Here is a 20,027-nt window from a genome sequence, read left to right as displayed (position 1 = left end):
CAGTGTCCTTCTGATGGTTCAGTCGGTCGCGAGGTGTCCGGGCCATCGTCTTATCGTGACATTCAGCCATATCGATATAGTGTTTGGCCTCTACGCAACCATGCAAACACCATCTTCGCCGCTACGGGAAAACGGCAAAGCTAACGCTCGAAAGCGCGGAAGCGCGGAGGATCAGCCTTCGCCAGTTAGTATAGCGTCTACGGCTATATCAGCTTCGACGGGAGGTGTCGCGGCGTGAGTTCCGCGACCGACGGGTTCGGCCCGTTCTGCGGAGCGCTCGGCTGTACCGAGGACGCCGAGTACGTCATCGATCACCCAAAGCACGGTGAGCTGACGGTCTGTTCCGGCTGCGTCGGAGACTACGAGGTGATCCGCCTTGTCTGACGAGCCCGCTGTCAGCCCGGAGGACGCCCTCGAGGTTGCCCAACGCGCCCTCGCAAAAGTTCAGGACCTCGAGGAGTGCGTCGCGAAACTCGAAGCGTTGCACGAGGACTCCATCGACGAGGCCGCCGACTACGACGATCGCGACGCGGCCGTGATCGAACACCTCGAGCCAGGGGAGCCGGTCAAGGTCACCCGACTCCACAAGCTGTACCGTCGTCACACCGATATTCGGGCTGACGATACGCTCAAGAAACGGGTCCGCGGTCTCGTCGCGGGTCCGGACTTCCGGATCGCGCGTGCCGGCGAGATCCTCTACGATCCCGATGGAGGTGAGCAGCGGTGACCGACGACTACGCCGACGCCCGGCACGCCGACGAGTCGCTCGACGAGGACGCGGCCAACGACGTCGCCTTCCGGAAACTCATCTACGGCCTCGCCGGTGACGAGATCGACCCGACCGAGTGCGGACCTGTCGAGGCCGCCCAGCGCGCCGTCGATCGCGTCGAGGGTCTCGAGGAAGAGAACGAGCAGCTCCGCCAGCGCGTGGTCGAACTTCGCGACCAGGTCAACAAGATGAACCAGGCGGCCGATCTGTACCAGTCGGTTGCCCGGAAGAGCGCCGCGAAGCGCGACCAGCAGGCCGCGATCGTGCTGAAGCACGCGGCGAGAGTCACTGGCGGAGCGACTGGTCGCGAAGAGTACGACGGCGGTCGCATTCAGGATGTCCTCGAGGCTGCCGATGTCGATATCCACCGGACGAACACCTACGACGTCATGGAGAAGGCCGAGGAGTTGGTCGGTGACAAGAGCATCTGCCGGTTCCAGAAAGAGTCTCGCTCGAGTTCACAGAACACGCGTCTGATCGTCAAGTCGCCGACCGAGCTCCCGGAGACGGTTGCCGGCGTCCGGATCCACGAGGGGGTGTTGTCCGGGTGAACACCTGTTGCGGAGGTGTTGCGGTTACACAACACCTCATGAGGGGGCCGCCGCCCCCAGGGCCGTCCTGAGTACAAGGACGGTTGAATTGGGAGAAAACTCCCTGAAGTAATTCAAGAAAGCAAATGTCGATCAGTCACAGGTACGCTCGCACATCGCTCGCATCGCTCGCATTCGAACGACGCAACACCTCTCGATCGGTGTTGTGTAGACTACACACCTCCGCAACACCGGTCGAACGGAGGTGGATCGCGTAATGTCGGCCCAGTCAGACGCTGCAAACGCGGAACTCGTGGATTCGTTCCAGGAGTTCTTCCGCGACTACTATGACGACGAGATCCGGATGCTCGCTCAGCACTACCCGAACGAGCAACGTTCGCTCGAGGTCGACTGGGAGGACCTCTTCCGGTACGATCCCGATCTCGCGGACGACTACCTCGGCCAGCCGGAACAGCTCCAGCGGTACGCCGAAGAGGCGCTTCGGCTGTACGACCTCCCGATCGACGTCTCGCTCGGGAACGCACACGTCCGCGTGTACAATCTGAACGGGACTGACTCGTTCTACCCGGGGTGGTTCTCCCCGACGAAGCGCCACAAAAAGACTCCCTTCCTCACGGTCGAAGGGCAGGTCGAGAAGGCCACCGACGTCGACCCGAAGATCGAGGAAGCCGCCTTCGAGTGCCAGCTCTGTGGATCGCTCACCCGAATCCCGCAGTCCGGGACGAGCGACGACTTCCAGGAACCCCACGAGTGCCAAGGCTGCGAGCGACAGGGACCGTTCCGCATCAACTTCGACCAGTCGGAGTTCGTCGACGCGCAACTGCTCCGACTCGCCGAGCCTCCGGAAGTGATCGGCGGTGGCGACGGGACCAAGATCGACATCGCCGTCGAAGACGATCTCTGCGATCAGGCCGAACCTGGCGACCGCGTCAGCGTCACCGGCCGCCTCCGGCTGCAGCAGGAAGGATCGAACAGCAAGAAGAGCGCCCGGTTCAAGCCCTACCTCGAGGGTCACCACATCGAGATCTCCGACACCGACTTCGAGGACCTCGAGATCACCGAGGAGGACAAGCAAGAGATCGAGGCGATCGCGAACGGCGAGTACGGCCCTCTGTTCGAGGTCGTCCTCGCCAGTATCGCACCCGACCTCACCGGGGAGAAGTACGACCTCATCAAGGAGGGCATCTTCCTGATGCTGATCGGCGGCGCGACCGTCGAACTCGATAACGGCCGCGAGGTCCGGGGTGTCTTCCACATGCTCCTGATCGGCGACGCCTCGACCGGGAAGTCGACGCTGCTCCGCGAGGCCAAACAGATCGCGCCGCGGTCGGTCTTCGCGAACGGCAAGGGCGCGACCGAGGCCGGGATGACCGCCACCGCAAAGCAGGACGACTGGGCGGACGGCGAGTGGACGCTCGACGCCGGTGCACTCGTCCAGGCGAACAACGGCCTCGCGTGTATCGACGAGATCGACAAGGTCCGCGAAGACGTCCAGGACTCGATGCACGGCGCGATGGCCGACATGAAGGTCGACGTCAACAAGGCCGGGATCAACACGACGCTCCCGTCGGAGACATCGGTGTTCGCCGGTGGAAACCCGAAACACGACCGGTGGGACGACTACGTCGCCGACAGCGAACAGATCGACCTGAGCGAGACGCTCCTCTCCCGGTTCGCCCTCATCTTCAAGTTGCAGGACAAGCCCGACGAAGAGACGGACCGAGAGAAGGCCGAACACGTCCTCGAGACGAAAGAGGCGGCGAAAGCCAAACGCGCCGGCGAGGCGGACGGCACCGATGACGACGATCGCGTGATCGACCACGACCTCCTGCGGAAGTACGTCGCCTACGTGCGACAGCTCCCCGATCCGCGCTTCCGGACCGAGGAGATGCGGAACAAGCTCCGGGACGCCTACGTCCGGATACGGGGCGTCAACGGCTACGACGAAGACGCGCCGGTGCCGATCACGCTGCGGAAGCTCCAGGACATGCACCGGATCGCCGAGGCGAGCGCCCGGGCCCGCCTCTCGCAGTGGATCGAAGAGGAGGACATCATGCGCGCGAAGCGGCTGGTCGGCGAGTCCCTCCAGGACTACGGGATGAACGAGGACGGCGAGTTCGACGCCGACATCGTCGAGGCAAACTCCTCGAAGCCCCAGCGCGACCGAGTCAAGAACGTCAAGGCCGTCATCCGAGAGCTGCAGGCCGGCAAAGCCGGTGGCGTCCCCTACGAAGACGTCTTCGAGAAACTCGAGGAGATGGGCATCTCCCAGGAGAAGGCGAAACACGAGATCGAGAAGCTCAAACGGAAAGGCGACGCCTACGAACCGAAGACGAACAAGGAGGTGCGGGTGACGTAGATGGCCCGCTCCTCTACCACCCAGACGGAAGCAGAGCGGCGCAAGCGCTCGAAGGAAGTCTACGAAGCGCTCGTCCGTGCCGTCGACTACAACTCGGGTCGCAAACAGCCGCCGCTCGCGAAGAAGACGTCGGTCATCGGCACGCTCCACGGCGCCGGCTACGGCCGCTTCGGCCTCGAGGAACTCGACAAGGCGATCACGGCCGCCTGTCGCAACGGCGATCTCTTCCGGGCCAAGGACGCCGACGGCGACGTTCGGCTGGGGATCAACGACGCCGAGAAACTGCTCGAGAAGGTCGAGTCGAACCTCTCGTGTTGCAACGACCCTCGAGGCGACATCATCGAACTGGCGAACAGGCAACTGGGGAAGCTGGGACACGGACACTACACGAAGCAGTCCGCGGAGCGTGATCGCGATGACTGACGCCGATATTGATCGGGTCTATGCCATGATCTCGGCTATTCTAGGGAGTATTGCAGGATTCAATATCCCTCCATTCCAAAGGAAAAAGTCGACCAGTAGATACACCATTACGACCGAACCCAAAGCGCCGATTATTCTGTCGATCATGTCAACCAATTCTTTTTCTAACAATATATTTCTGTTCCACTATTTTAGAAAGTACGTTCATATTTTACTCAGTAGTAGCCGGAGAGAGCAGTCAGTGTGTGCGGGCACTGATCAGTCGATCACACAGTCTGAGAACTCCACACGAACTGCAGGGGGTGACGACTCGTGACGACCGGCTATGTGGTCGACCTCGAGAACGGTCACGACGGCTACTGCGTCGAGAGCCTCGTCAGCGTTACCTACTGCGGTGAGACGTTCGACCCAGCGGCCGTCGATCGTGAGATCTACGCGATCGATCGCGGCGAGGGTCACCCTCACAATTACCTCTGCTACGAATGCTCGAAGGCCGACTCACGAAAGATTCGCGGTGCCGTCCGAGGTGAGACGACGTGACCGTCTTCGAGGATACTCTCGGGTTCTGGCAGAACGCCCTTGAGGACGACGACGTCGTCGAGATCGACTTCGACCGAGGTGACTCTAATCGATGACTGTTATCACTGAAGATATCGAAAACCTTCCTCCGAGTGCGAAGTTCGTTGTGTGGGTTCTGGAGGACGAAGGCGAACTCACACAGCAGGACCTCATTAGGGAGACCCGTCTTCACCAGCGGACACTTCGATATGCGCTTGACTGTCTGGAAGAGGAGGACATCATTAAGTCACGTCCAAACCCATCTGATGCTCGTCAGTCTCTTTATGGCCTTCAGAGATGATCCATATGTGCTGAATTTATAAACAGTTGTCATTCTAGCATAGAATAGAATGACCGAGGGAAACGATGGAGAGGAACACATGTCTTTAGGCGAATTTCTTGAGAAATATTACCAACAATTTGCCGTTATGGGTATATTTGGGACAGTGTCAGTCTTCCTTTCAGATGGGTTTCCAGGTGGGTCTGACAGGCTTTCAGCACGAGCAGCTATCTTCGCAAGCTTGTCTATATTTGCACTTATCGCCGCATGGACATGCTTCCAAGCACTAGGACAACTCCTACAGAAAGTCAACAATGCAGATAGACCTTTGCTAACTGATGTCGGATTTGTTGTTATAATTTTATCAACTGCAACCCTTGCGGGGGCAATCATTGATGCAATATTCACTTATTCAGAGATTATGATCTTTGCCCAGTTAGTTATCATACCCGCAATTGGACTTCTGATATATTTCCGCAATTTTCCAGTTAGCCGTTATGATGTTGAGTCTCTAAAGACTGTTTTTATACCATATTGGTCATTCCTTGCAATGTTTCCGATGGGAAACGGAACATTAGAATGGATCTATAGGTTGTTTATTCACATATCTGGGTTGAACATTATCGCACTTTCACTTGCTACTGCCCTTGTTCTTTCTATACACATAACAATCTGTGAGTCGTTCTTAGGTATCCATCGTTTATATTCAAAAGGAATATCCAAAGGATCTGACTTTCGCAAAGGATCTGTGGGACAGAAGGTGAAAAAAGTCAAGAAGGAAGGGCTTGATTGGTCGTTTCCGGTCTCAGTACTTATCAGTTCGACAGGGATAACCATTCACTTGCTTGGATTCTCAAATATATCTGATAGATACACCAAACCAATATTCTTTCATGATATACATTGGGCTGCGATATTGACAACCGCAGTAATAATGTTCTCTGTCGGTGTAGCAGCGACTATATGGAACTGGCAAGATGTGGGAGAAGAGCCAAAACCCATAAGAGATTTTCTCACATATGCTAGTCCTGTTATATTGTCAGTCTCAATTCTGGTCGTGTTCTTAGCTCACTTGGAGGTGATCGGGGTAGTCCAATGGAACCCTTAAGTTGACTCTAGAATAGTCACGATATTCGTTGCTAACTATTTGTTTAGTAAACGTGGACACATACTGGGTAGCAACGGCTGTCTCCTATCGCTCCCCGATCGAGGCAACGACGACATCGGGGGGTGGCCGACAGCCATCGGCTTCTCCGAGCGATCACCATGTCCACCACAGCCCACACCATCGACGAGGTCCAGGGCCGCGACGAACCCGACCGTGTCTTCCGGCGCTACGTGTTCAACAACCACGAGACATGCTCTAACTGCTTCTGTCGCATCAAGAGCGACCATCGACGCGTCTCGAAGGGGACCCAGGGCCGCGACCTCGAGTCCAAGGCGACGCGGGCCGAGACGGTCCGACTCTGGCCGACCGAACCCGGCGAGATCGGGCCCGAAGGCCCGTGCGTCGGATCCCAGCAGGTCGACAACACGGCGATCGCGAAGTACCCCGTCCGAACGGTCTGCGAGGACTGCGGGTCGATCGCCGGCCGGGCTGACTCGGATCCGCTGAGCCGTCGAAAGGCGCTCGCTCGTGCTGAAACACTCGCTGATCGACTCGCGAAGGTCGGCGAACCGGTCCAACTGGACCTCCTGAAACACCTCGTGGGCCACCTCAAGTCGCAAGAGGACCTCTCGAGCTACGACACGGAGTGTTTCGAGGCCGCGACCACGATCGCCGTCCGCGAGGCCCGCGATCGACGATGACCGTCCACCCGATCGAACCGGGGCTGCCCGTTGAGGTCCGCTTCGCCGGCCGTCGCCTCGAGGGCGTCGTCGACGAAGTCCGCTGGCAACCGACCTGGGGCGAACCGCGCTCGGAGATCGTCGTCGACGCCAACGGCACGACGATCACGACGGGTCGGGCATCGATCCAACCACTCACCAACTGATCCACCCATGGAACCGAAAGATCCCGACGCACCGATCGACCCGTATAGCGAGTACGACCTCTACGACGTCATCAACGGCGACCTCCCGATGGGGGAGACCACCGAGTACGAGGGTCTCCACCTCACTGCAGGGGGTAACGAGGTCATGGTCATACCGGACGGCCACGCTGGGACGGTCGACGAGATCGACCCAGCCGATTACGACGACGTCCTCGAACTCGTCGCGGACCTCAACAAGCACGTCCGGTTGTGGAATGAACTCGAAGAGGACGAGCTGCTCGAGTGGGCCGGCCCGCTGGTCACGACCGACGAGTCGAAGCAGGATGACGACCGCTTCGTGGTCGTTCCTGACGAGCCGGCCTCTTCCTAACCGAACGTCTCCCCGATGACGTCCGACGTCGCCCCCACCCCGTCGGACTGAGGGATCCCCACTCGTTCCCGCCCGCTTCGGGACGGAGGCACCCGCGACTACCAGACGTCCACGGGCCGTCCCGACCCGCGCCGGGATCAGGCCGGGAAGGCCTCTCGCTGACACACCCGAGACCCGGCGCACCTCTTTCCATACTCACAGATGATCGAGACACAACCAGACGGAGCGACGCTCGCACCGCACCACTTCACGTGGGGTGCGCTCCTCACGGCCTGGGCCGCGACGTACTCCTGGGACCGTTTCACCGACCGAGAGCCGCTCATGCTCTCGCTGGGCGTCGTTGCCGGCCTCTTTTCGTTCGTGATGCTCTGGCGGTACTACGTCGTCGCCGGCGCTGCAGGCACCTTCATCGGGACGGTGATCACGACCGCTGGCCTCGTCCGCTTTCGCCGGTACGCCTCGAGGCCGTCCTTCTGGGTGGCCGCGTTCGGCGTCTACGCGATGTGGGACGACTGGGCCTCGCATGCCCTCAGCATCTGGACGCCGCTGGACTGGCTGTTCGAGGCCTACGTTCACGGCATCATTTCCTGATACACATGACACCCGACACCGACTCAGGTAGCAGTACAGGACACAAGACGACGGCCAAGACCGCTATCGCCGGCGCCATCCTACTCGCGTTCTTCGGGACGTGGCTGGCGATGGAGTGGACTGGCCGACAGCCCGACTCGTTGATCCTACTCGGCGCGGTCGCGATCGCCGTCGGAGCGGGCTACTACCTCTGGGACGACGCGATGGGCGAGGGCGTCCAGGCCGTCGACGATCTGCAATCCGACGGTGACGAGAGCGGAAGCCCAGAGGACTGATAGATGCCATGGCGACGAGACAACACAAATCAACGACCCGCGAATCGATCCGGGAGTGCAACGAAGCCGTTTCGAGGCGATTCCACGTGACGCTCGCCGTTTACAAGACGATCAAGGCGACAACGCAGCTGGTCGGCGTCGTCGGTGGCATCCTCGCGATGCAACAGGGCGCCGATCCGATGACGTCGCTGACGATCATCGGCGCGATCCTCGTCGGGCCGGAAATTCTCGAGTACACGATCGCGAACGAGCCGCCTCGAGACCACGACCGCAAGGACTGACTCATGACTGAGGACCTCACCGAGATCGACGGCGTCGGGCCAGCGATAGCCGAGGCGCTTGAGGAGGCTGGCTTCGAGAACGTCGACGACGTCCTCGCAGCGAGCGTCGACGAACTCGCCGACGTCCATATGATCGGCGAGAAGTCGGCGAAGGGGATCCTCGAGGGAGAGGGCACCCACCGCGGTCGCGATCCGAAGCTCACGAAACAGCGCCAGGAGGCGATCGCGACGATGCTCGAGGACGGTCACTCGGTCGCTGCAGCCTGCCGGTGCAACGGCATCGGGCAGACGACGTTCTACGAGTGGCTCGAGAAAGCCGACGACCAGGAGGAAGGAATCTACGCGGATTTCGCGGACAGGGTCGCGAGCGCGCGAGGGGCCGGCGAGGCCAAGCTCGTCGACGATCTCCTCGAGATGGCCCGCGAGAACGGAGACGCCCGGACGATCCTCTCGGTGCTGAAAAACCGCTACCCCGAGTCGTGGGGCGAACACGATGACGACGACGCCGGCTCGGGCAGCGTCGAAGTCTACCTCACATCGGAGAAGGACTGACCCATGAGTACAACTCGATCTACGACGTCGTACGCTGAGGAATTCCCCGAGCCGAGCTACACGATCTTCGACCGGCAACGGGACTCTCGAGAGGTCCGGCCGTACGTCCATCCGGACACTGGCCTCGCCCCCCAGGAGGACTTCCTCGCCGGACCCGAGGGCGACGCCGCGATCTCGTCGGACGCCTCGAACCACGTCATCATCTCGGGACTCGGCGCCGGCAAGACGGCGACACTCATCATGCGCGCCTGGGCGAACGCCGAGCGCTGGAATCGTGGCGAGCTGGGCGCACTCATCGCCCCGGACTGGCCGACGATCAAGAACGCCATCCTCCCGACGATGCGAGAGTTCGGCCTCCTCGAGGTGTGCGACTATGTCGGGCCTGGCGGCGAAGAGCCCGGCGTCCACACGCCCAGCGGCTCGCGCATCATCCTGCAGACGGCGTCTAACGAGCGCAAGATCCGTCGTCTCCGTGGCCCGAACCTCGCGTGGGTCGGGATCGACGAGCCGGCGTCAGTCGCCGAGCGCGCCTGGGAAGTCCTCTCCGGCCGTCTCCGGGTCGGGAACTACCGGAACGCGTTCCTGACTGGGACGCCTCGAGGCTTCAACTGGGTCTACGATCGCTTCTACGAGGACGACGCCGAGATCGTCCACGACGACGTCTACGAGGTCCGCGAGTCCGACCGGGTCCGCGGCGTCTTCGGTGTCCCGTCCTGGCTCAACCCCCACAACCCGGACGACTACATCGAGCGCCTCGAGGACGAGTACTCCGGCTCGTACTACCAGCAGGAGGTCGAGGGCGCGTTCACCCAGTTCGACGGCCTCGTCTACCCGTGGTTCGACCGCGACGAACACATCGTCGAGTCCGATGCTCTTCCGGACAGCTGGGACGAGACGATCTACGGCGTTGACTGGGGCTTCTCGAACCACGCGGCGATCATCGCCATCCGGATCCACGGCGACCGCTGGTACGTCGCCGAGGAGCGCAAGTCCCGGCGGATGGGCAACGACGACATCGCTGCTGAGCTTGAGCAGATGGAGGACGATCACGGTGCGGGCCCGGTCTACTGCGACTCGGCCGAGCCGAAGTCGATCAACGAACTCCAGGAGGACGGCTTCGACGCTCGGAAGTCCGACAAGTCGGTCGAGGAGGGCATCAAGGCCGTGGCGGCGAAGCGTGACGAACTCCGCGTCCACGATCTCTGCCAGGAGACGATCAACGAGTTCCACGCCTACCAGTACAAGGACGGCCGGGAGTCGGAGAAGCCGAAGAAGGAGAACGACCACATCATGGACGCGCTCCGCTACGCGGTCTTCACTCACGAACATAGCGACGATAACGACCCAAGCGGGTCGGGGACGTGGTAATCCATGACTGACACTTCTACAACAGACGAGACGGACGACTCCGCCGGCGGCGGCCGGGAGGCCGAACTGGTCGCACAAGACGATGGGCTCTCGGCCCGGCAGGAGTTTCAGATGCGGTTCGCACTCGCCCAGGCGCTGGGTGAGAATATCCCCGGCGACGAGGACTACTACGAGGTCTTCAGCTGGGACAAGAACCCGACCGTCGAGGACTTCTTCGCCCTCGCGCTGCGGAACCCCTACGCCTATGCTGTCACGTTCCTGCCGCCGTCGACGACCTGGCGTGATCCGCCGCAGATCGACGATAGGGACGAGCCCCCAGAGGGCACCGACCAGACCCAGTTCGAGAGCGACGTCCAGGAACTCGTCGACGATCACCAACTGTGGCACTACGCGAAACGAGCCGACAAGCTCGCCGGTATCGGGAAGTTCGGCGTACTCGTCCTCGAGTTCGACGACGTCGACGATCCCGACGGCTTCTCGAGCCCAGTCGAGGCCGGCGCCGAACTGACGGGACTCCGTCCGTTCTCAAGAGCGTCGGTTACAGATGTCGCAGTCGGTGGGCCTGGCTCTGGGCGCTGGGGTGACCCGGTCGAGTATACGCTCGACCTCTCGGACGAGAACGAGTACGAGACCGTGATCCAGCATCAGGGAGACGAGACGGTCGACGTCCACTGGCAGCGGGTCATCCACATCCCGTCGGACGAGCTTCTGGACGACGAGCTTCGAGGCATCCCGCGGCAGAAGCCGGTCTACAACAACTTGGTCGACATCGAGAAGACGCTCGGCGCCGCCGGCCAACTCGTCTACCGAGCCGCTGCGTGGGGTATCCACATCAACATCTCCGAGGACTTCAACCTCGAGGACGACGGTGACGAACTCCGCGAACACCTCCAGCGCTGGCAACACGGCCTCGAGAACGTCCTTCGGACCCACGGCGCCGACGACGTCAAGAGTCTCGGCGGCGAGGATATCGACCCGCAGCCGGTCATCGACCCGAACATCGAGGCGGTCAGTGCCCAGACGGGTCTTCCCCAGTCTGTCCTGAAGGGCAACGAAACCGGCGAGCGGGCCACCACGCAGGACCTCAAGGAGTGGTACGGCAAGATAGCCGAGCGGCGAAACGAGTTCGTCGAGCCGCAGATCGTCCGTGCGACCATCGACCGACTCCAGGACATCGGTACGATCGCTGAGCCTCGAGGCGAGGGCTACGAGGTCGACTGGCAGCCGCTGGCCGAGATGTCCGAGTCGGACCAGGCAGAGATCCGCAAGACTCGGGCCGAGGTCCTCGAGACGTGGCTGCAGGTCGCGCCCGGCGTCCTCACCCCCAAGCAGCAGCTGGAGTTCATCGAGGACGGCGATCTCCCGTCCGAGCTCGAGGACGCTGACCTCCCGGAACTGGACGAAGCTGATCCGGAGGTCGCGGCACAGTTCGAGTCCGCGTTCGGTTCCGCGGAGGCTGATGACTGAGACATGAGCAGCGCTGCTTCCCTATCCGGCGACCGGCACCACCTCCATGCCCAGCAGCAGGATCCGACTAAGACGAAGACGATCCGGCAGACGTACGCTCGCCGACTCCGCGGGGCGTTCGGTCGGATCAACAGTACGATCCGCGACGCCGTCATCGAGGAGGACATCTTCGGCCTTCGCGACGACGATCTCTCTGACGAGCAGGTCGAGGAGCTGCTCGACACGTTCGCGTCCGCGGATCGCGACGTCGAGCTACGGGCGGTCGATGAGCCACCGGACCTCAGCACGGTTCCGCCGAGCGAGCGCATCGAGCGCTTCCGGGAGTGGCTCCAGACCGCTCAGGAATCGGAGGTCCTCGAGGTCATCGATCGCGACGAGAACGTCTGGGTACGCCGGGCGTACGAGCGCGGCCTTGAGGACGCCGACACGAACCTTCGCCAAGCTGGCCTCGATATCGAGTCGACCGGTTCCAAGGCGGCCCGGGAGTTGGTCGAGATGCCGGTTCACGAGCGGAAGCTGCAGGTCCTATTCAGTCGGAACTATGCCGAACTCGAGGGCATCACCAACGCGGTCGCCCAGCAGGTCACCCGCGAACTAGCCGACGGGATCGCGGCCGGCGAGAACCCGACGAAGATGGCGCGCCGGATCACCGATCGGGTCAACAAGATCGGGAAGACGCGGGCAACAGTTCTTGCGAGGACCGAGACGATCAACGCCCACACGCAGTCGACGATCGAGCGCTACCGGCAGCAGGGTATCAACTCAGTTGGCCTCGAGCCAGAGGTGCAGGTCCAGACCGCCGGCGACCAGCGCGTTTGCGATCGGTGTGCCTCGGTCGCCCAGCGCGGCCCCTGGACGCTCGACGAGTTCGAGGGCTCAGAGAACCAGCCACCGATCCATCCGCAGTGTCGCTGCGCGGTGATCCCGATCGTGAACGAGGCCGCCGCAGCGGCGCTGGAGGCACACCCCCACGAGTTCGTCGCGATGTACCGTACTGGTGCGTTCGTCGACGAGTCGCGTGAGCGCTACGAGGCGCTCGCAGCGACGGACGTCGACGGCGCCCAGGAACTGGTCGCTCACTTCTCACCAACTCAGACGGCAGCTTAATCCCGGGCCCGATGACCCCCGTACGACACCCACCGCGCGAGCGGTGAGGGGCGAGGTCCTGGGCCGATGCAACCATGAAGAACAACGATACGCATGACCTGCGGGTGTCGGCCCGAACGGCTCGGCTAACCGCAGGTCAAGACGACGATGATGAGCCGCCATGGCGCTTCAGCGGCATCGCGGTCGCTGCTGGGGACATCCTCCACATGGACGACGGGACACGAGTCCTGATGCCTGCGGAGGAACTCCAGAAGGCAGCTGAGTCTCAGGCTGGCGAACCGCTCACGACCGACCATCCCGAAGACGACGGCGGCCGTCCGGTATACCCGCCGCCGACCGACGAAACGGTCGGAAAGGTCCCGAAGGCGGGTTGGATCGAGGAAGCAGATGCAGTCGGCTACGAAGCGACGACCCATGATCGGGATATCGCCGACGGCGTTCGTGGCGGGACGTACGAGGTCTCTGTCCACCCACGATTCCAGGTCGAGCCGTACGATGATCCCGAGGCCGACGTCAAGGCGTCGAACATCAAGTTCCTCGACCTCTCCGTGGTCTCGAAGGGCGACAGTCCATCGAACACCGCGGAGTGGGGCCCGAACGAGGCGCTGGCGTCGTTCACGCATTCCACAGACTTCCGCGACCAGCTGACCGCTGCCTACGATGACGGTGCCGCAGACGATGACACCGAGAGCCTGGTCGAACGACTGGCTCGGAAGTTCGGTATCATCGGCGATCGCGGTGACCGGCGTGGCTTCATCCGTGTAGAGCCGCAGACCAGCGACGGCGAAGCGATCCGCGTCGCTGAAGCCGGCTTCGAAGACGCTCGCTGGATGGCGTGCGCTCATCTCGAGGGTACCGAGTACCCGGACATCGGTCCAGGACTTAGCCCTTCGATTGGCGAGGCTGACGCAGTCTCGGCCGGCGAACTCCTCACCGATCAGGCGATCGATCTGGACGAGCCGCTTGAGGAGGATGCCGACGTCTACGTCGCGCTTCACTACGCGAGCGAGGACGGCGAGATGCTGGACCTCATCACGAGCGCTGACGGTGGCTACTTCTACGACTCGGCGTTCGTCGGTGTGGCTCCGCCAGAAGCGGACGTCACGGCCGGCGCCGGCGGTGGACAGAAGACTGGTACGCAAACGATAGGGGCGGAATCCCCTGTGGACGACACTCCTACGACAGACATGGACGACAACACTCGAGAGCAGTACATCACGTTCCTGACCGCCAACGCGGACTTCGACAAGGAGTCCCTCGAGGCGATGGACGACACCGTACTCGAACAGACGTACGAACTCGCCGCCGAGGACGCCGCCAGTAACGGTGGCAGCGACGGTGGTAGCAACGACGACCCGGACAACGGCAGCGACGGCAAGACGCTCGGAGAGATGACGCCTGCCGAGGCGAAGGCCGCCCTCGAGGAGCAGGGGTTCGTCACCGAGGACAACGCCGGCGATCTCGTCGCCCAGGCCCAGGAAGAAGCCACGAAGGGGCAGAAGGTCGACGAGATCATCGCCCACTCCGACCAGTACGACGAGGACGACCGCGAGGACCTCATGGCCTCCGCGGACGCGCTCGTCGATCGAGAACACGATCGCGTCGCCGGCAACGGCGGCGTGGGGCTTCCCGGGTCGGCTGGCATCACGGCATCTGCTTCGCCGGCGGCGGGCGGCGCCGAAGACAACAGCGAGGAAGACCCCGACGAGTACGGCACCGGGGTCGCGGAGAACTGAGGTGAGATAGATGACGCAACTCAACACGCAGACGTCGGTTCTCGCACAGACCAACGACGCCGAAGACTACGACGACGACGAGGCCCTCGAGGCCCTTGAGCCCGGTCAGGGCGTCGTTCGTGGGGCTGGCGGCTACTCGGTCGCCGGTGCCGACTCGAAGACCAAGCGCGTCGTTCGCGAACAGCGCAACCCCGGCAGCCGTGGGGTCGAGACGAATCAGAGCCCGCTGGAGATTACCTACCCGGCGGGCTCGAACGTCGAGACGATCGGTTTCCAGAGCCACGACGAGGCCCGACTGCTCGTCGCCTACGCCGACGTCGACGGCGACGGCACCGACGACACCTACACCGAGGGCGCCGACCTCGGCTGGAACGCCAACGGCTACCTCGAGGTCATCAGCGGCGGCTCGCCGACTGAGGCAGTCGCGACGATCGCGGACGAGGACGGTGTGACGATGAGCAGCGGCGACGACCCGACCCACGTTCTCGTGGAGTTCTACTGAGGTGAGCATTCATGGCAACTACTGATAGCGTTACGCAGCACGACCCGCAGATGGCCGAAGAGTTCGAGGGGGCGTCGCGCCTCCACGAAACGGCGCTGTTCAACCCGGTCAGAAAACAGCGTGAACAGGCGTGGAAGCAGATCCGCGCCCAGTCCCCGCTCGGTCCGGACATGTGGGACGATCTCGACCAGGCGATCGGGATCAAGCAGCCGTCGGCGGAACTGACCGCCGACTCCGCGATGCAGGTCGACTCCTGGCAGGAGTACGCGGAGACCATCCTCGACGACCAGTTCGTCCAGTCGACGGTCATCGACCAGCTGATCGGCGCTGGCTTCGGCGTCAGCGCGAGCCTCTTCCGCTACGCGTACTTCGACCGCCTCCGCGCCACCCGCCTCGAAGCCAACCGGAGCATGAATGCGCGGGCCCGCAGCGTCCAAGAGATGCCTGCGAACGCCCTCCACGGCGTCCCGCTCTGGATCCACCACGTCGACTACGAGTTCGACAGCCGCGAGGTCCAGAACGCGATGCAGTTCGGTGACGACCTCGACACCAGCGTCGGTCAGGAGGCTCGCCGAGCGCTCAACCGCTCGGAGCACGGCCTCCTCTGGAACGGCGAAGGTCGCGAGATTCCGACCGACCGCGGCACCCTCGCGGCAACGGGCCTCGACTCCGACGCCGATCTCATCCTGCAGGCCAGCGGCTCGAACGGCTGGGTCAACAGCCCGGAAGAGATCCTCGCCGACTTCAAGGAACTCCACGACACCGTCGAGGATCAGACCGATGTTCAGGATCAGGACGACGTCCCGCTGGTCTCCGAGGTCGGCGGCTGGATCTTCGTCCCCCGCGCCCTGTGGGGCGAGGTCGACCGCGAGGACTACGAGACCTCCGCGACCGACGAGCCGATCATGGAGCGCCTCGAGCGGAAGTACCCGTACCTCAACATCGTCCCGGCGCCGCGCCTGGACGCCGACAGCGCGATCCTGCTGCTGAACGATCCGCGGTACTTCCAGATGGTCGTCGCCCAGGGCGTCACGAACACGAACTGGGAGGTCGACGGCGGCTTCGGCCTGCGCAACAAGACCCTCTCGAGCCGGACGCCGTTCGTCCGCCGATCGCCGGACGGCGTGCGCGGCATCGCTCGGATCACCGGTATCAACGCGTAAGGTGATCTGATATGAGCGAGCCAACCGTCCGCGTCCGGGTCGCCGGCGCACAGTTCCGGTTCGACCGTGAACAGTACACTCGCGGTGACGAGCTCGAGGTCCCCGAACGGATCGTCGATCGCCACCCGCGTACGCTCGCGATCGTCGAAGAAGACGTCGACGACGACGGAGGGGCCACCGGTGCCGGGGACGCCACCGGCGAGCTGGCCGTCGACGGTCTCGATCCTCACCCGAAGGATCTCGACGTCCCAGAGCTGGAAGATCGCATCGCGGATGTCGACGATGTCGACCTCCTCAACGCGATCAAGGAGGCCGAAAAGCAGAACGACGATCGCACGACCGCGAAGAACGCGATCGACTCGCGACTGAACGAACTCGAGGGGTAACGGATGGCCACCGCAACGCCGACGGATGTCCGCCTCGAGATCGACACGAAGCTGGGCGACGAGAAGATCCAGAAGGTCATCGAGCGCAAGGCTCGCGATATCGATCGCGACGACAACGTCGGCGGCCTCGACGAGCCAGACCGGCGCGACCTCGAGGCCGTGCTGGCAGCGCTGCACATCGCGACGAAACTCGACCGGGCAGCCAGCAGCCAACAGGTCGGGAACGCACAGAAGTCCTACGAGGAGTCGTCCGTCGACGAACTCCGAGCTGACGCTCGCCGGCTCGGGGCGACGGACGAACTGCTGGGAATCGGTGCGACGAACAAGACCGCATCGATCAGCGTCCCCGACACGAGGGACTGACCTGACCCATGCTTTCTGGCTTCGAAAACGACGAGGCGGTGTTCTTCGTCGAGCGCCAGGTCGGATCCAAAGAGGGTCCGTACGGCGAGACCGAGCCGGTCTACGAGTGGGTACCGCTGTCACTCGAGGATGACCAGTGGGACTACGTCGACGGCGAGGTCGTCTACGACGAGGCCGACGTCGAGGCCGCCGAGGTACGGTCCGAGCAGCGCAGCGCCGAGTACATCCGCGAGGTCTACTCGGAATGGCCGCAGGAGGTCTATCGGCTGTACGTCGATCCAGTGGACGTCGGCTCGATCACGGGGGGTAACTACGAACTCGAGATCGAGGCTGACGACCGCGTCGACCTCACGAGTGCCGATGGTCGGTTCGCGACCCAGCCGCCGAACGTCCAGCGGCTCGACTCGGTCGTTCCAGAGTACGTCGAACTCGAGGTAACGAGAATGGAGGTCTGACGATGGACGCCAACCTCGATTTCGAGAGCGGCTTCGGCCCCGACGCCGCTCAAGAGGCCTTCGAGAGCATGGTCGAGAGTGCTGACGACCAGCTCATGAAGCGGATGGAAGAAGCCGAGCAGAACATCCAGAAGGAAGCCCAGCAGCGCAGCCCTGTCGACACCGGGAACCTCCGGGCGTCGTGGACGGGGCTGACCGAGGCTCGACGCGGGACGATCATGACCGAGGTCGGCAACACCGCGGACTACGCCGAGTTCGTCGAGAAGGGGACCAGCAAGATGGCCGCGCAACCGATGCTCCGGCCGGCGATGGACCGCGAGCAGATGGCGCTGATCCGCGACATCGAGCAGCTGGTCTTCCGCGTTGCCGCGCAGGAGGGCAACGCATGACCGACGTCTCCGACCTCACCGTCACGCTCGAGATTAGACAGATCTGGACGTGGCCGTCACTCGGCCGCGCGCTCGTCGTCGGCGCGATCAACGGCGAAGAGCGGATCATGGAGTTCGATCTATGACCTACGGAATGCACGACGCCCTGCGGGACACGATCGTCGACCTGCGGGACCACAACGAGCTCGTCGGGCACCTCAAGGACACCAGCGCGATCGACGAGGGTTGGCCGAAAGATCCCCAGAAGTACCCGGTCGTCGTCCGCGTCCAGCCGGTCACGGAGACCTCGAACTCCCAGCGCGAGTTCTCGACGATCGAGCGGCAGTTCCGGGTCCAAGTCGCGGTCATCGCGAAGGACGCCTGGCGCTCCGAGCAGGACGCCCCGACCTTCCGGATGGCCGAGATCATGGCGGCGGTCGCCGATCGACTCGACGTCGCCGTCGACGCGCCGGAACTGCTGCCCAGCGGCACCGACTCGAGCAGCTGGACTGAGGTCACCGGTGACCGCCTCGCGCTCACGCAGGACTGGCTAACGACGACCTACACGCGATAGACTATGCCATCAGGAGAGATCTCCCGCGGTCCAACCGCACACGTCGACGCACAGCTCACCAACGCTCAGCCCGATGCGGCGTTCGGTCGAGACGACACTGGCCGGGTGACCGGCCGACTGGCCATCTACGGCCCCGGAGAACCATAACATGACGATCAAATCAGCCTACGCCGGCGAGGACGTCCCGATCCAGATCGCGTACACGAACGCGGCAGGGACGGTCGATCCGGACGACCAGGACACCGATGACACACCCGATGCCGACATCACGATCACCGCCAACAGCGACGGGACCGAAGTGATCTCGGCCCAGGCGATGACGCACAACGACGTCGGCGAGTTCGAGTACGTCTGGGACACCGACGCCGACGCGAACGGCGAGGGTACGTACCTGGTCGAGGTCACCGCCGAGTTCAACGGCGAAACGAAGATCAACCGATCGCAGATCACGCTCAAGGAGTAACCTATGGCAGACATCACCAACGATCTCGAAGTCGAGGGTAGTATCGTATCGGTCGTCCACTGCGACGAGAGCGGGACCGATCCAGTCCGAACCGTACTCGGGCTGTGCACTAAAGACGATCTCTCGGTGTCGATCGACGAGTCGGACGACGACTTCAACCCCGGCTCTCAGCGGCGCACCAAGCGGATCCGAACGAACAACACGGTCGACGTCGAAGTCGCGTCGGCGATCGCGCCGGACCTCGAGGCGCTCGAGATGATCGGCGTGGCCGACTCCAACGGGAAGATCACGTTCGACAGCTCCGACCGGAAGATCAACGGCGACGAGTACCTCGAGATCGCGTACTTCGCGGACGAGCCGGACTTCAGCACGGTCGACATGGTGGCCGATTCCGAGCTCCTGCATCGCTTCGAAGACTGCGAGGTCACGTCGCCGGAGATCGACCCATCCGCGACGCCGCCGACGGCATCGTGGACGACCTGGATCGAGGGGGATGTCTGGATCGACTACTCGAGCGCCTAACCCGACTGATCCATGACCGTAGCCAACGCCAGCGCCGCGAACTCGGCGCTCGACACGATGCAAGAACAGGAGCGCGAACAGAAGCGCGAGACGGCTGAACTCTACGGGAAGGCCCAGCAACTCTTCGACGCCCGATCGCGAGACACGTTCACCGTCGAACGCCATGGCGTCGAGATCGAGTTCCTGTATCCCGACCCCGAGACACAGCAGGAGTTCGAGGACCGCCAGCAGGCCGTCCTCGAGAAGGCTCAGGACGATGCTGATATCTTCGACCTCCTCGAGGAGGCCCAGGTCGGAATCGAGCAGATGGAGGAGACGCTGTCCGATCACGCCGTCGATCCATCGTTCAACGAGCCGTCGGTCTGGCGTGAGACGGTCGGGTTCACCGAGGACGAAGTCAGCGAGCTCTACCAGGATTTTTTGGCGCTTGGAGAGGGCGAGACGCAGTCGCAACAGCTCGAGATGTTGCAGACTCTCCTATCGGACGGTTCCTCGAGTGGCTGAACCGCGAGCAGCGCTACCGCCCCGAGGAGTTCTTCGCGATGGACGA

30 protein-coding genes are annotated in these 20,027 nt (G+C 62.7%); all 30 read left to right on the top strand.

Translation table 11 applies throughout. The features are described from left to right. Positions 1-234: 234 nt before the first annotated feature. The 30 genes from ACSBP4_RS15680 (at position 235) to ACSBP4_RS15535 (ending at position 19,981) form a co-directional block, all read left to right on the top strand. Positions 235-384 carry a hypothetical protein gene (locus ACSBP4_RS15680; protein WP_435552776.1) on the top strand — a complete coding sequence of 50 codons (150 nt, stop codon included), beginning with the start codon at positions 235-237 and terminating at the stop codon, positions 382-384. After that, entirely contained in the window at positions 377-727 is a 351-nt protein-coding gene (locus ACSBP4_RS15675; RefSeq protein ID WP_006649631.1) for a hypothetical protein, read from the top strand. The genes ACSBP4_RS15680 and ACSBP4_RS15675 overlap by 8 nt, the downstream gene beginning before the upstream one ends. After that, positions 724-1,320: a hypothetical protein gene (locus ACSBP4_RS15670; protein ID WP_006649632.1), complete on the top strand. Its 597-nt coding sequence runs from the start codon at positions 724-726 to the stop codon at positions 1,318-1,320. The genes ACSBP4_RS15675 and ACSBP4_RS15670 overlap by 4 nt, the downstream gene beginning before the upstream one ends. A gap of 256 nt (positions 1,321-1,576) precedes the next feature. After that, complete coding sequence (locus ACSBP4_RS15665; RefSeq protein ID WP_435552775.1) at positions 1,577-3,679, top strand: minichromosome maintenance protein MCM; 2,103 nt, start codon at positions 1,577-1,579, stop codon at positions 3,677-3,679. Continuing rightward, positions 3,680-4,102 (top strand): hypothetical protein, encoded by a 423-nt coding sequence (locus ACSBP4_RS15660; protein WP_435552774.1) that lies wholly within the window; start codon positions 3,680-3,682, stop codon positions 4,100-4,102. It abuts the gene before it with no gap. A gap of 312 nt (positions 4,103-4,414) precedes the next feature. Further along, the gene (locus ACSBP4_RS15655; protein ID WP_435552773.1) at positions 4,415-4,642 is read left to right on the top strand and encodes a hypothetical protein; all 228 of its coding nucleotides are present in this window, start codon (positions 4,415-4,417) and stop codon (positions 4,640-4,642) included. A gap of 91 nt (positions 4,643-4,733) precedes the next feature. Next, complete coding sequence (locus tag ACSBP4_RS15650; RefSeq protein WP_435552772.1) at positions 4,734-4,961, top strand: MarR family transcriptional regulator; 228 nt, start codon at positions 4,734-4,736, stop codon at positions 4,959-4,961. A gap of 49 nt (positions 4,962-5,010) precedes the next feature. After that, a complete protein-coding gene (locus ACSBP4_RS15645) occupies positions 5,011-6,048 on the top strand; it encodes a hypothetical protein (protein WP_435552771.1) in 1,038 nt (345 codons plus the stop codon). A 158-nt stretch (positions 6,049-6,206) separates the two neighbouring features. Beyond that, positions 6,207-6,749: a hypothetical protein gene (locus ACSBP4_RS15640; protein ID WP_435552770.1), complete on the top strand. Its 543-nt coding sequence runs from the start codon at positions 6,207-6,209 to the stop codon at positions 6,747-6,749. After that, complete coding sequence (locus ACSBP4_RS15635) at positions 6,746-6,934, top strand: hypothetical protein (RefSeq protein ID WP_435552769.1); 189 nt, start codon at positions 6,746-6,748, stop codon at positions 6,932-6,934. The genes ACSBP4_RS15640 and ACSBP4_RS15635 overlap by 4 nt, the downstream gene beginning before the upstream one ends. Positions 6,935-6,941: 7 nt before the next feature. Continuing rightward, entirely contained in the window at positions 6,942-7,304 is a 363-nt protein-coding gene (locus ACSBP4_RS15630) for a hypothetical protein (RefSeq protein WP_435552768.1), read from the top strand. 201 nt (positions 7,305-7,505) lie between these two features. Next, the gene (locus ACSBP4_RS15625) at positions 7,506-7,895 is read left to right on the top strand and encodes a hypothetical protein (protein WP_435552767.1); all 390 of its coding nucleotides are present in this window, start codon (positions 7,506-7,508) and stop codon (positions 7,893-7,895) included. Positions 7,896-7,900: 5 nt separating this feature from the next. Beyond that, positions 7,901-8,170: a hypothetical protein gene (locus tag ACSBP4_RS15620; protein ID WP_435552766.1), complete on the top strand. Its 270-nt coding sequence runs from the start codon at positions 7,901-7,903 to the stop codon at positions 8,168-8,170. 86 nt (positions 8,171-8,256) lie between these two features. Next, positions 8,257-8,451: a hypothetical protein gene (locus ACSBP4_RS15615; RefSeq protein ID WP_435552765.1), complete on the top strand. Its 195-nt coding sequence runs from the start codon at positions 8,257-8,259 to the stop codon at positions 8,449-8,451. Between the two features lie 3 nt (positions 8,452-8,454). Next, positions 8,455-9,003: a helix-hairpin-helix domain-containing protein gene (locus ACSBP4_RS15610; RefSeq protein ID WP_435552764.1), complete on the top strand. Its 549-nt coding sequence runs from the start codon at positions 8,455-8,457 to the stop codon at positions 9,001-9,003. A gap of 3 nt (positions 9,004-9,006) precedes the next feature. After that, the gene (locus tag ACSBP4_RS15605) at positions 9,007-10,371 is read left to right on the top strand and encodes a PBSX family phage terminase large subunit (RefSeq protein WP_435552763.1); all 1,365 of its coding nucleotides are present in this window, start codon (positions 9,007-9,009) and stop codon (positions 10,369-10,371) included. A 3-nt stretch (positions 10,372-10,374) separates the two neighbouring features. Continuing rightward, positions 10,375-11,838, top strand: coding sequence for an anti-CBASS protein Acb1 family protein (locus tag ACSBP4_RS15600; protein ID WP_435552762.1), 1,464 nt, complete (start codon positions 10,375-10,377; stop codon positions 11,836-11,838). Between the two features lie 3 nt (positions 11,839-11,841). After that, on the top strand, positions 11,842-12,945 hold the full coding sequence (locus tag ACSBP4_RS15595; RefSeq protein WP_435552761.1) for a phage head morphogenesis protein: 1,104 nt from the start codon (positions 11,842-11,844) through the stop codon (positions 12,943-12,945). A gap of 74 nt (positions 12,946-13,019) precedes the next feature. Next, entirely contained in the window at positions 13,020-14,681 is a 1,662-nt protein-coding gene (locus ACSBP4_RS15590; protein WP_435552760.1) for a hypothetical protein, read from the top strand. A gap of 10 nt (positions 14,682-14,691) precedes the next feature. Next, a complete protein-coding gene (locus tag ACSBP4_RS15585; RefSeq protein WP_435552759.1) occupies positions 14,692-15,183 on the top strand; it encodes a hypothetical protein in 492 nt (163 codons plus the stop codon). Positions 15,184-15,194: 11 nt separating this feature from the next. Beyond that, the gene (locus tag ACSBP4_RS15580; RefSeq protein ID WP_206536555.1) at positions 15,195-16,346 is read left to right on the top strand and encodes a bacteriocin; all 1,152 of its coding nucleotides are present in this window, start codon (positions 15,195-15,197) and stop codon (positions 16,344-16,346) included. 11 nt (positions 16,347-16,357) lie between these two features. Further along, complete coding sequence (locus ACSBP4_RS15575) at positions 16,358-16,732, top strand: hypothetical protein (RefSeq protein WP_435552758.1); 375 nt, start codon at positions 16,358-16,360, stop codon at positions 16,730-16,732. A 3-nt stretch (positions 16,733-16,735) separates the two neighbouring features. Beyond that, the gene (locus ACSBP4_RS15570) at positions 16,736-17,095 is read left to right on the top strand and encodes a hypothetical protein (RefSeq protein ID WP_435552757.1); all 360 of its coding nucleotides are present in this window, start codon (positions 16,736-16,738) and stop codon (positions 17,093-17,095) included. A gap of 8 nt (positions 17,096-17,103) precedes the next feature. Then, the gene (locus ACSBP4_RS15565; RefSeq protein WP_435552756.1) at positions 17,104-17,550 is read left to right on the top strand and encodes a hypothetical protein; all 447 of its coding nucleotides are present in this window, start codon (positions 17,104-17,106) and stop codon (positions 17,548-17,550) included. Positions 17,551-17,552: 2 nt separating this feature from the next. Further along, positions 17,553-17,939, top strand: coding sequence for an HK97-gp10 family putative phage morphogenesis protein (locus ACSBP4_RS15560; protein WP_435552755.1), 387 nt, complete (start codon positions 17,553-17,555; stop codon positions 17,937-17,939). Further along, positions 17,936-18,064 (top strand): hypothetical protein, encoded by a 129-nt coding sequence (locus ACSBP4_RS15555; RefSeq protein WP_435552754.1) that lies wholly within the window; start codon positions 17,936-17,938, stop codon positions 18,062-18,064. The genes ACSBP4_RS15560 and ACSBP4_RS15555 overlap by 4 nt, the downstream gene beginning before the upstream one ends. Beyond that, on the top strand, positions 18,061-18,492 hold the full coding sequence (locus tag ACSBP4_RS15550) for a hypothetical protein (RefSeq protein WP_435552753.1): 432 nt from the start codon (positions 18,061-18,063) through the stop codon (positions 18,490-18,492). The genes ACSBP4_RS15555 and ACSBP4_RS15550 overlap by 4 nt, the downstream gene beginning before the upstream one ends. 148 nt (positions 18,493-18,640) lie before the next feature. Beyond that, a complete protein-coding gene (locus ACSBP4_RS15545; protein WP_435552752.1) occupies positions 18,641-18,955 on the top strand; it encodes a hypothetical protein in 315 nt (104 codons plus the stop codon). Positions 18,956-18,958: 3 nt separating this feature from the next. Next, positions 18,959-19,477: a hypothetical protein gene (locus ACSBP4_RS15540; RefSeq protein WP_435552751.1), complete on the top strand. Its 519-nt coding sequence runs from the start codon at positions 18,959-18,961 to the stop codon at positions 19,475-19,477. Positions 19,478-19,489: 12 nt separating this feature from the next. After that, positions 19,490-19,981 carry a hypothetical protein gene (locus tag ACSBP4_RS15535; protein WP_435552750.1) on the top strand — a complete coding sequence of 164 codons (492 nt, stop codon included), beginning with the start codon at positions 19,490-19,492 and terminating at the stop codon, positions 19,979-19,981. Positions 19,982-20,027 lie beyond the last annotated feature (46 nt).

This window comes from Natrinema sp. CGMCC1.2065 (assembly GCF_051225675.1).
Lineage (GTDB): Archaea > Halobacteriota > Halobacteria > Halobacteriales > Natrialbaceae > Natrinema > Natrinema thermotolerans.
This window is presented reverse-complemented; position numbering and strand designations above follow the sequence as displayed.

What these genes read in the sequence shown, in the direction of transcription:
- ACSBP4_RS15590 (WP_435552760.1), top strand. Translation starts at nt 13,020, where the DNA reads ATGAAGAACAACGATACGCATGACCTGCGGGTGTCGGCCCGAACGGCT.
- ACSBP4_RS15600 (WP_435552762.1), top strand. Translation starts at nt 10,375, where the DNA reads ATGACTGACACTTCTACAACAGACGAGACGGACGACTCCGCCGGCGGC.
- ACSBP4_RS15635 (WP_435552769.1), top strand. Translation starts at nt 6,746, where the DNA reads ATGACCGTCCACCCGATCGAACCGGGGCTGCCCGTTGAGGTCCGCTTC.
- ACSBP4_RS15605 (WP_435552763.1), top strand. Translation starts at nt 9,007, where the DNA reads ATGAGTACAACTCGATCTACGACGTCGTACGCTGAGGAATTCCCCGAG.
- ACSBP4_RS15610 (WP_435552764.1), top strand. Translation starts at nt 8,455, where the DNA reads ATGACTGAGGACCTCACCGAGATCGACGGCGTCGGGCCAGCGATAGCC.
- ACSBP4_RS15650 (WP_435552772.1), top strand. Translation starts at nt 4,734, where the DNA reads ATGACTGTTATCACTGAAGATATCGAAAACCTTCCTCCGAGTGCGAAG.
- ACSBP4_RS15645 (WP_435552771.1), top strand. Translation starts at nt 5,011, where the DNA reads ATGACCGAGGGAAACGATGGAGAGGAACACATGTCTTTAGGCGAATTT.
- ACSBP4_RS15625 (WP_435552767.1), top strand. Translation starts at nt 7,506, where the DNA reads ATGATCGAGACACAACCAGACGGAGCGACGCTCGCACCGCACCACTTC.
- ACSBP4_RS15565 (WP_435552756.1), top strand. Translation starts at nt 17,104, where the DNA reads ATGCTTTCTGGCTTCGAAAACGACGAGGCGGTGTTCTTCGTCGAGCGC.
- ACSBP4_RS15545 (WP_435552752.1), top strand. Translation starts at nt 18,641, where the DNA reads ATGACGATCAAATCAGCCTACGCCGGCGAGGACGTCCCGATCCAGATC.
- ACSBP4_RS15580 (WP_206536555.1), top strand. Translation starts at nt 15,195, where the DNA reads ATGGCAACTACTGATAGCGTTACGCAGCACGACCCGCAGATGGCCGAA.
- ACSBP4_RS15620 (WP_435552766.1), top strand. Translation starts at nt 7,901, where the DNA reads ATGACACCCGACACCGACTCAGGTAGCAGTACAGGACACAAGACGACG.
- ACSBP4_RS15550 (WP_435552753.1), top strand. Translation starts at nt 18,061, where the DNA reads ATGACCTACGGAATGCACGACGCCCTGCGGGACACGATCGTCGACCTG.
- ACSBP4_RS15555 (WP_435552754.1), top strand. Translation starts at nt 17,936, where the DNA reads ATGACCGACGTCTCCGACCTCACCGTCACGCTCGAGATTAGACAGATC.
- ACSBP4_RS15630 (WP_435552768.1), top strand. Translation starts at nt 6,942, where the DNA reads ATGGAACCGAAAGATCCCGACGCACCGATCGACCCGTATAGCGAGTAC.
- ACSBP4_RS15575 (WP_435552758.1), top strand. Translation starts at nt 16,358, where the DNA reads ATGAGCGAGCCAACCGTCCGCGTCCGGGTCGCCGGCGCACAGTTCCGG.
- ACSBP4_RS15665 (WP_435552775.1), top strand. Translation starts at nt 1,577, where the DNA reads ATGTCGGCCCAGTCAGACGCTGCAAACGCGGAACTCGTGGATTCGTTC.
- ACSBP4_RS15640 (WP_435552770.1), top strand. Translation starts at nt 6,207, where the DNA reads ATGTCCACCACAGCCCACACCATCGACGAGGTCCAGGGCCGCGACGAA.
- ACSBP4_RS15585 (WP_435552759.1), top strand. Translation starts at nt 14,692, where the DNA reads ATGACGCAACTCAACACGCAGACGTCGGTTCTCGCACAGACCAACGAC.
- ACSBP4_RS15535 (WP_435552750.1), top strand. Translation starts at nt 19,490, where the DNA reads ATGACCGTAGCCAACGCCAGCGCCGCGAACTCGGCGCTCGACACGATG.
- ACSBP4_RS15560 (WP_435552755.1), top strand. Translation starts at nt 17,553, where the DNA reads ATGGACGCCAACCTCGATTTCGAGAGCGGCTTCGGCCCCGACGCCGCT.
- ACSBP4_RS15595 (WP_435552761.1), top strand. Translation starts at nt 11,842, where the DNA reads ATGAGCAGCGCTGCTTCCCTATCCGGCGACCGGCACCACCTCCATGCC.
- ACSBP4_RS15660 (WP_435552774.1), top strand. Translation starts at nt 3,680, where the DNA reads ATGGCCCGCTCCTCTACCACCCAGACGGAAGCAGAGCGGCGCAAGCGC.
- ACSBP4_RS15540 (WP_435552751.1), top strand. Translation starts at nt 18,959, where the DNA reads ATGGCAGACATCACCAACGATCTCGAAGTCGAGGGTAGTATCGTATCG.
- ACSBP4_RS15570 (WP_435552757.1), top strand. Translation starts at nt 16,736, where the DNA reads ATGGCCACCGCAACGCCGACGGATGTCCGCCTCGAGATCGACACGAAG.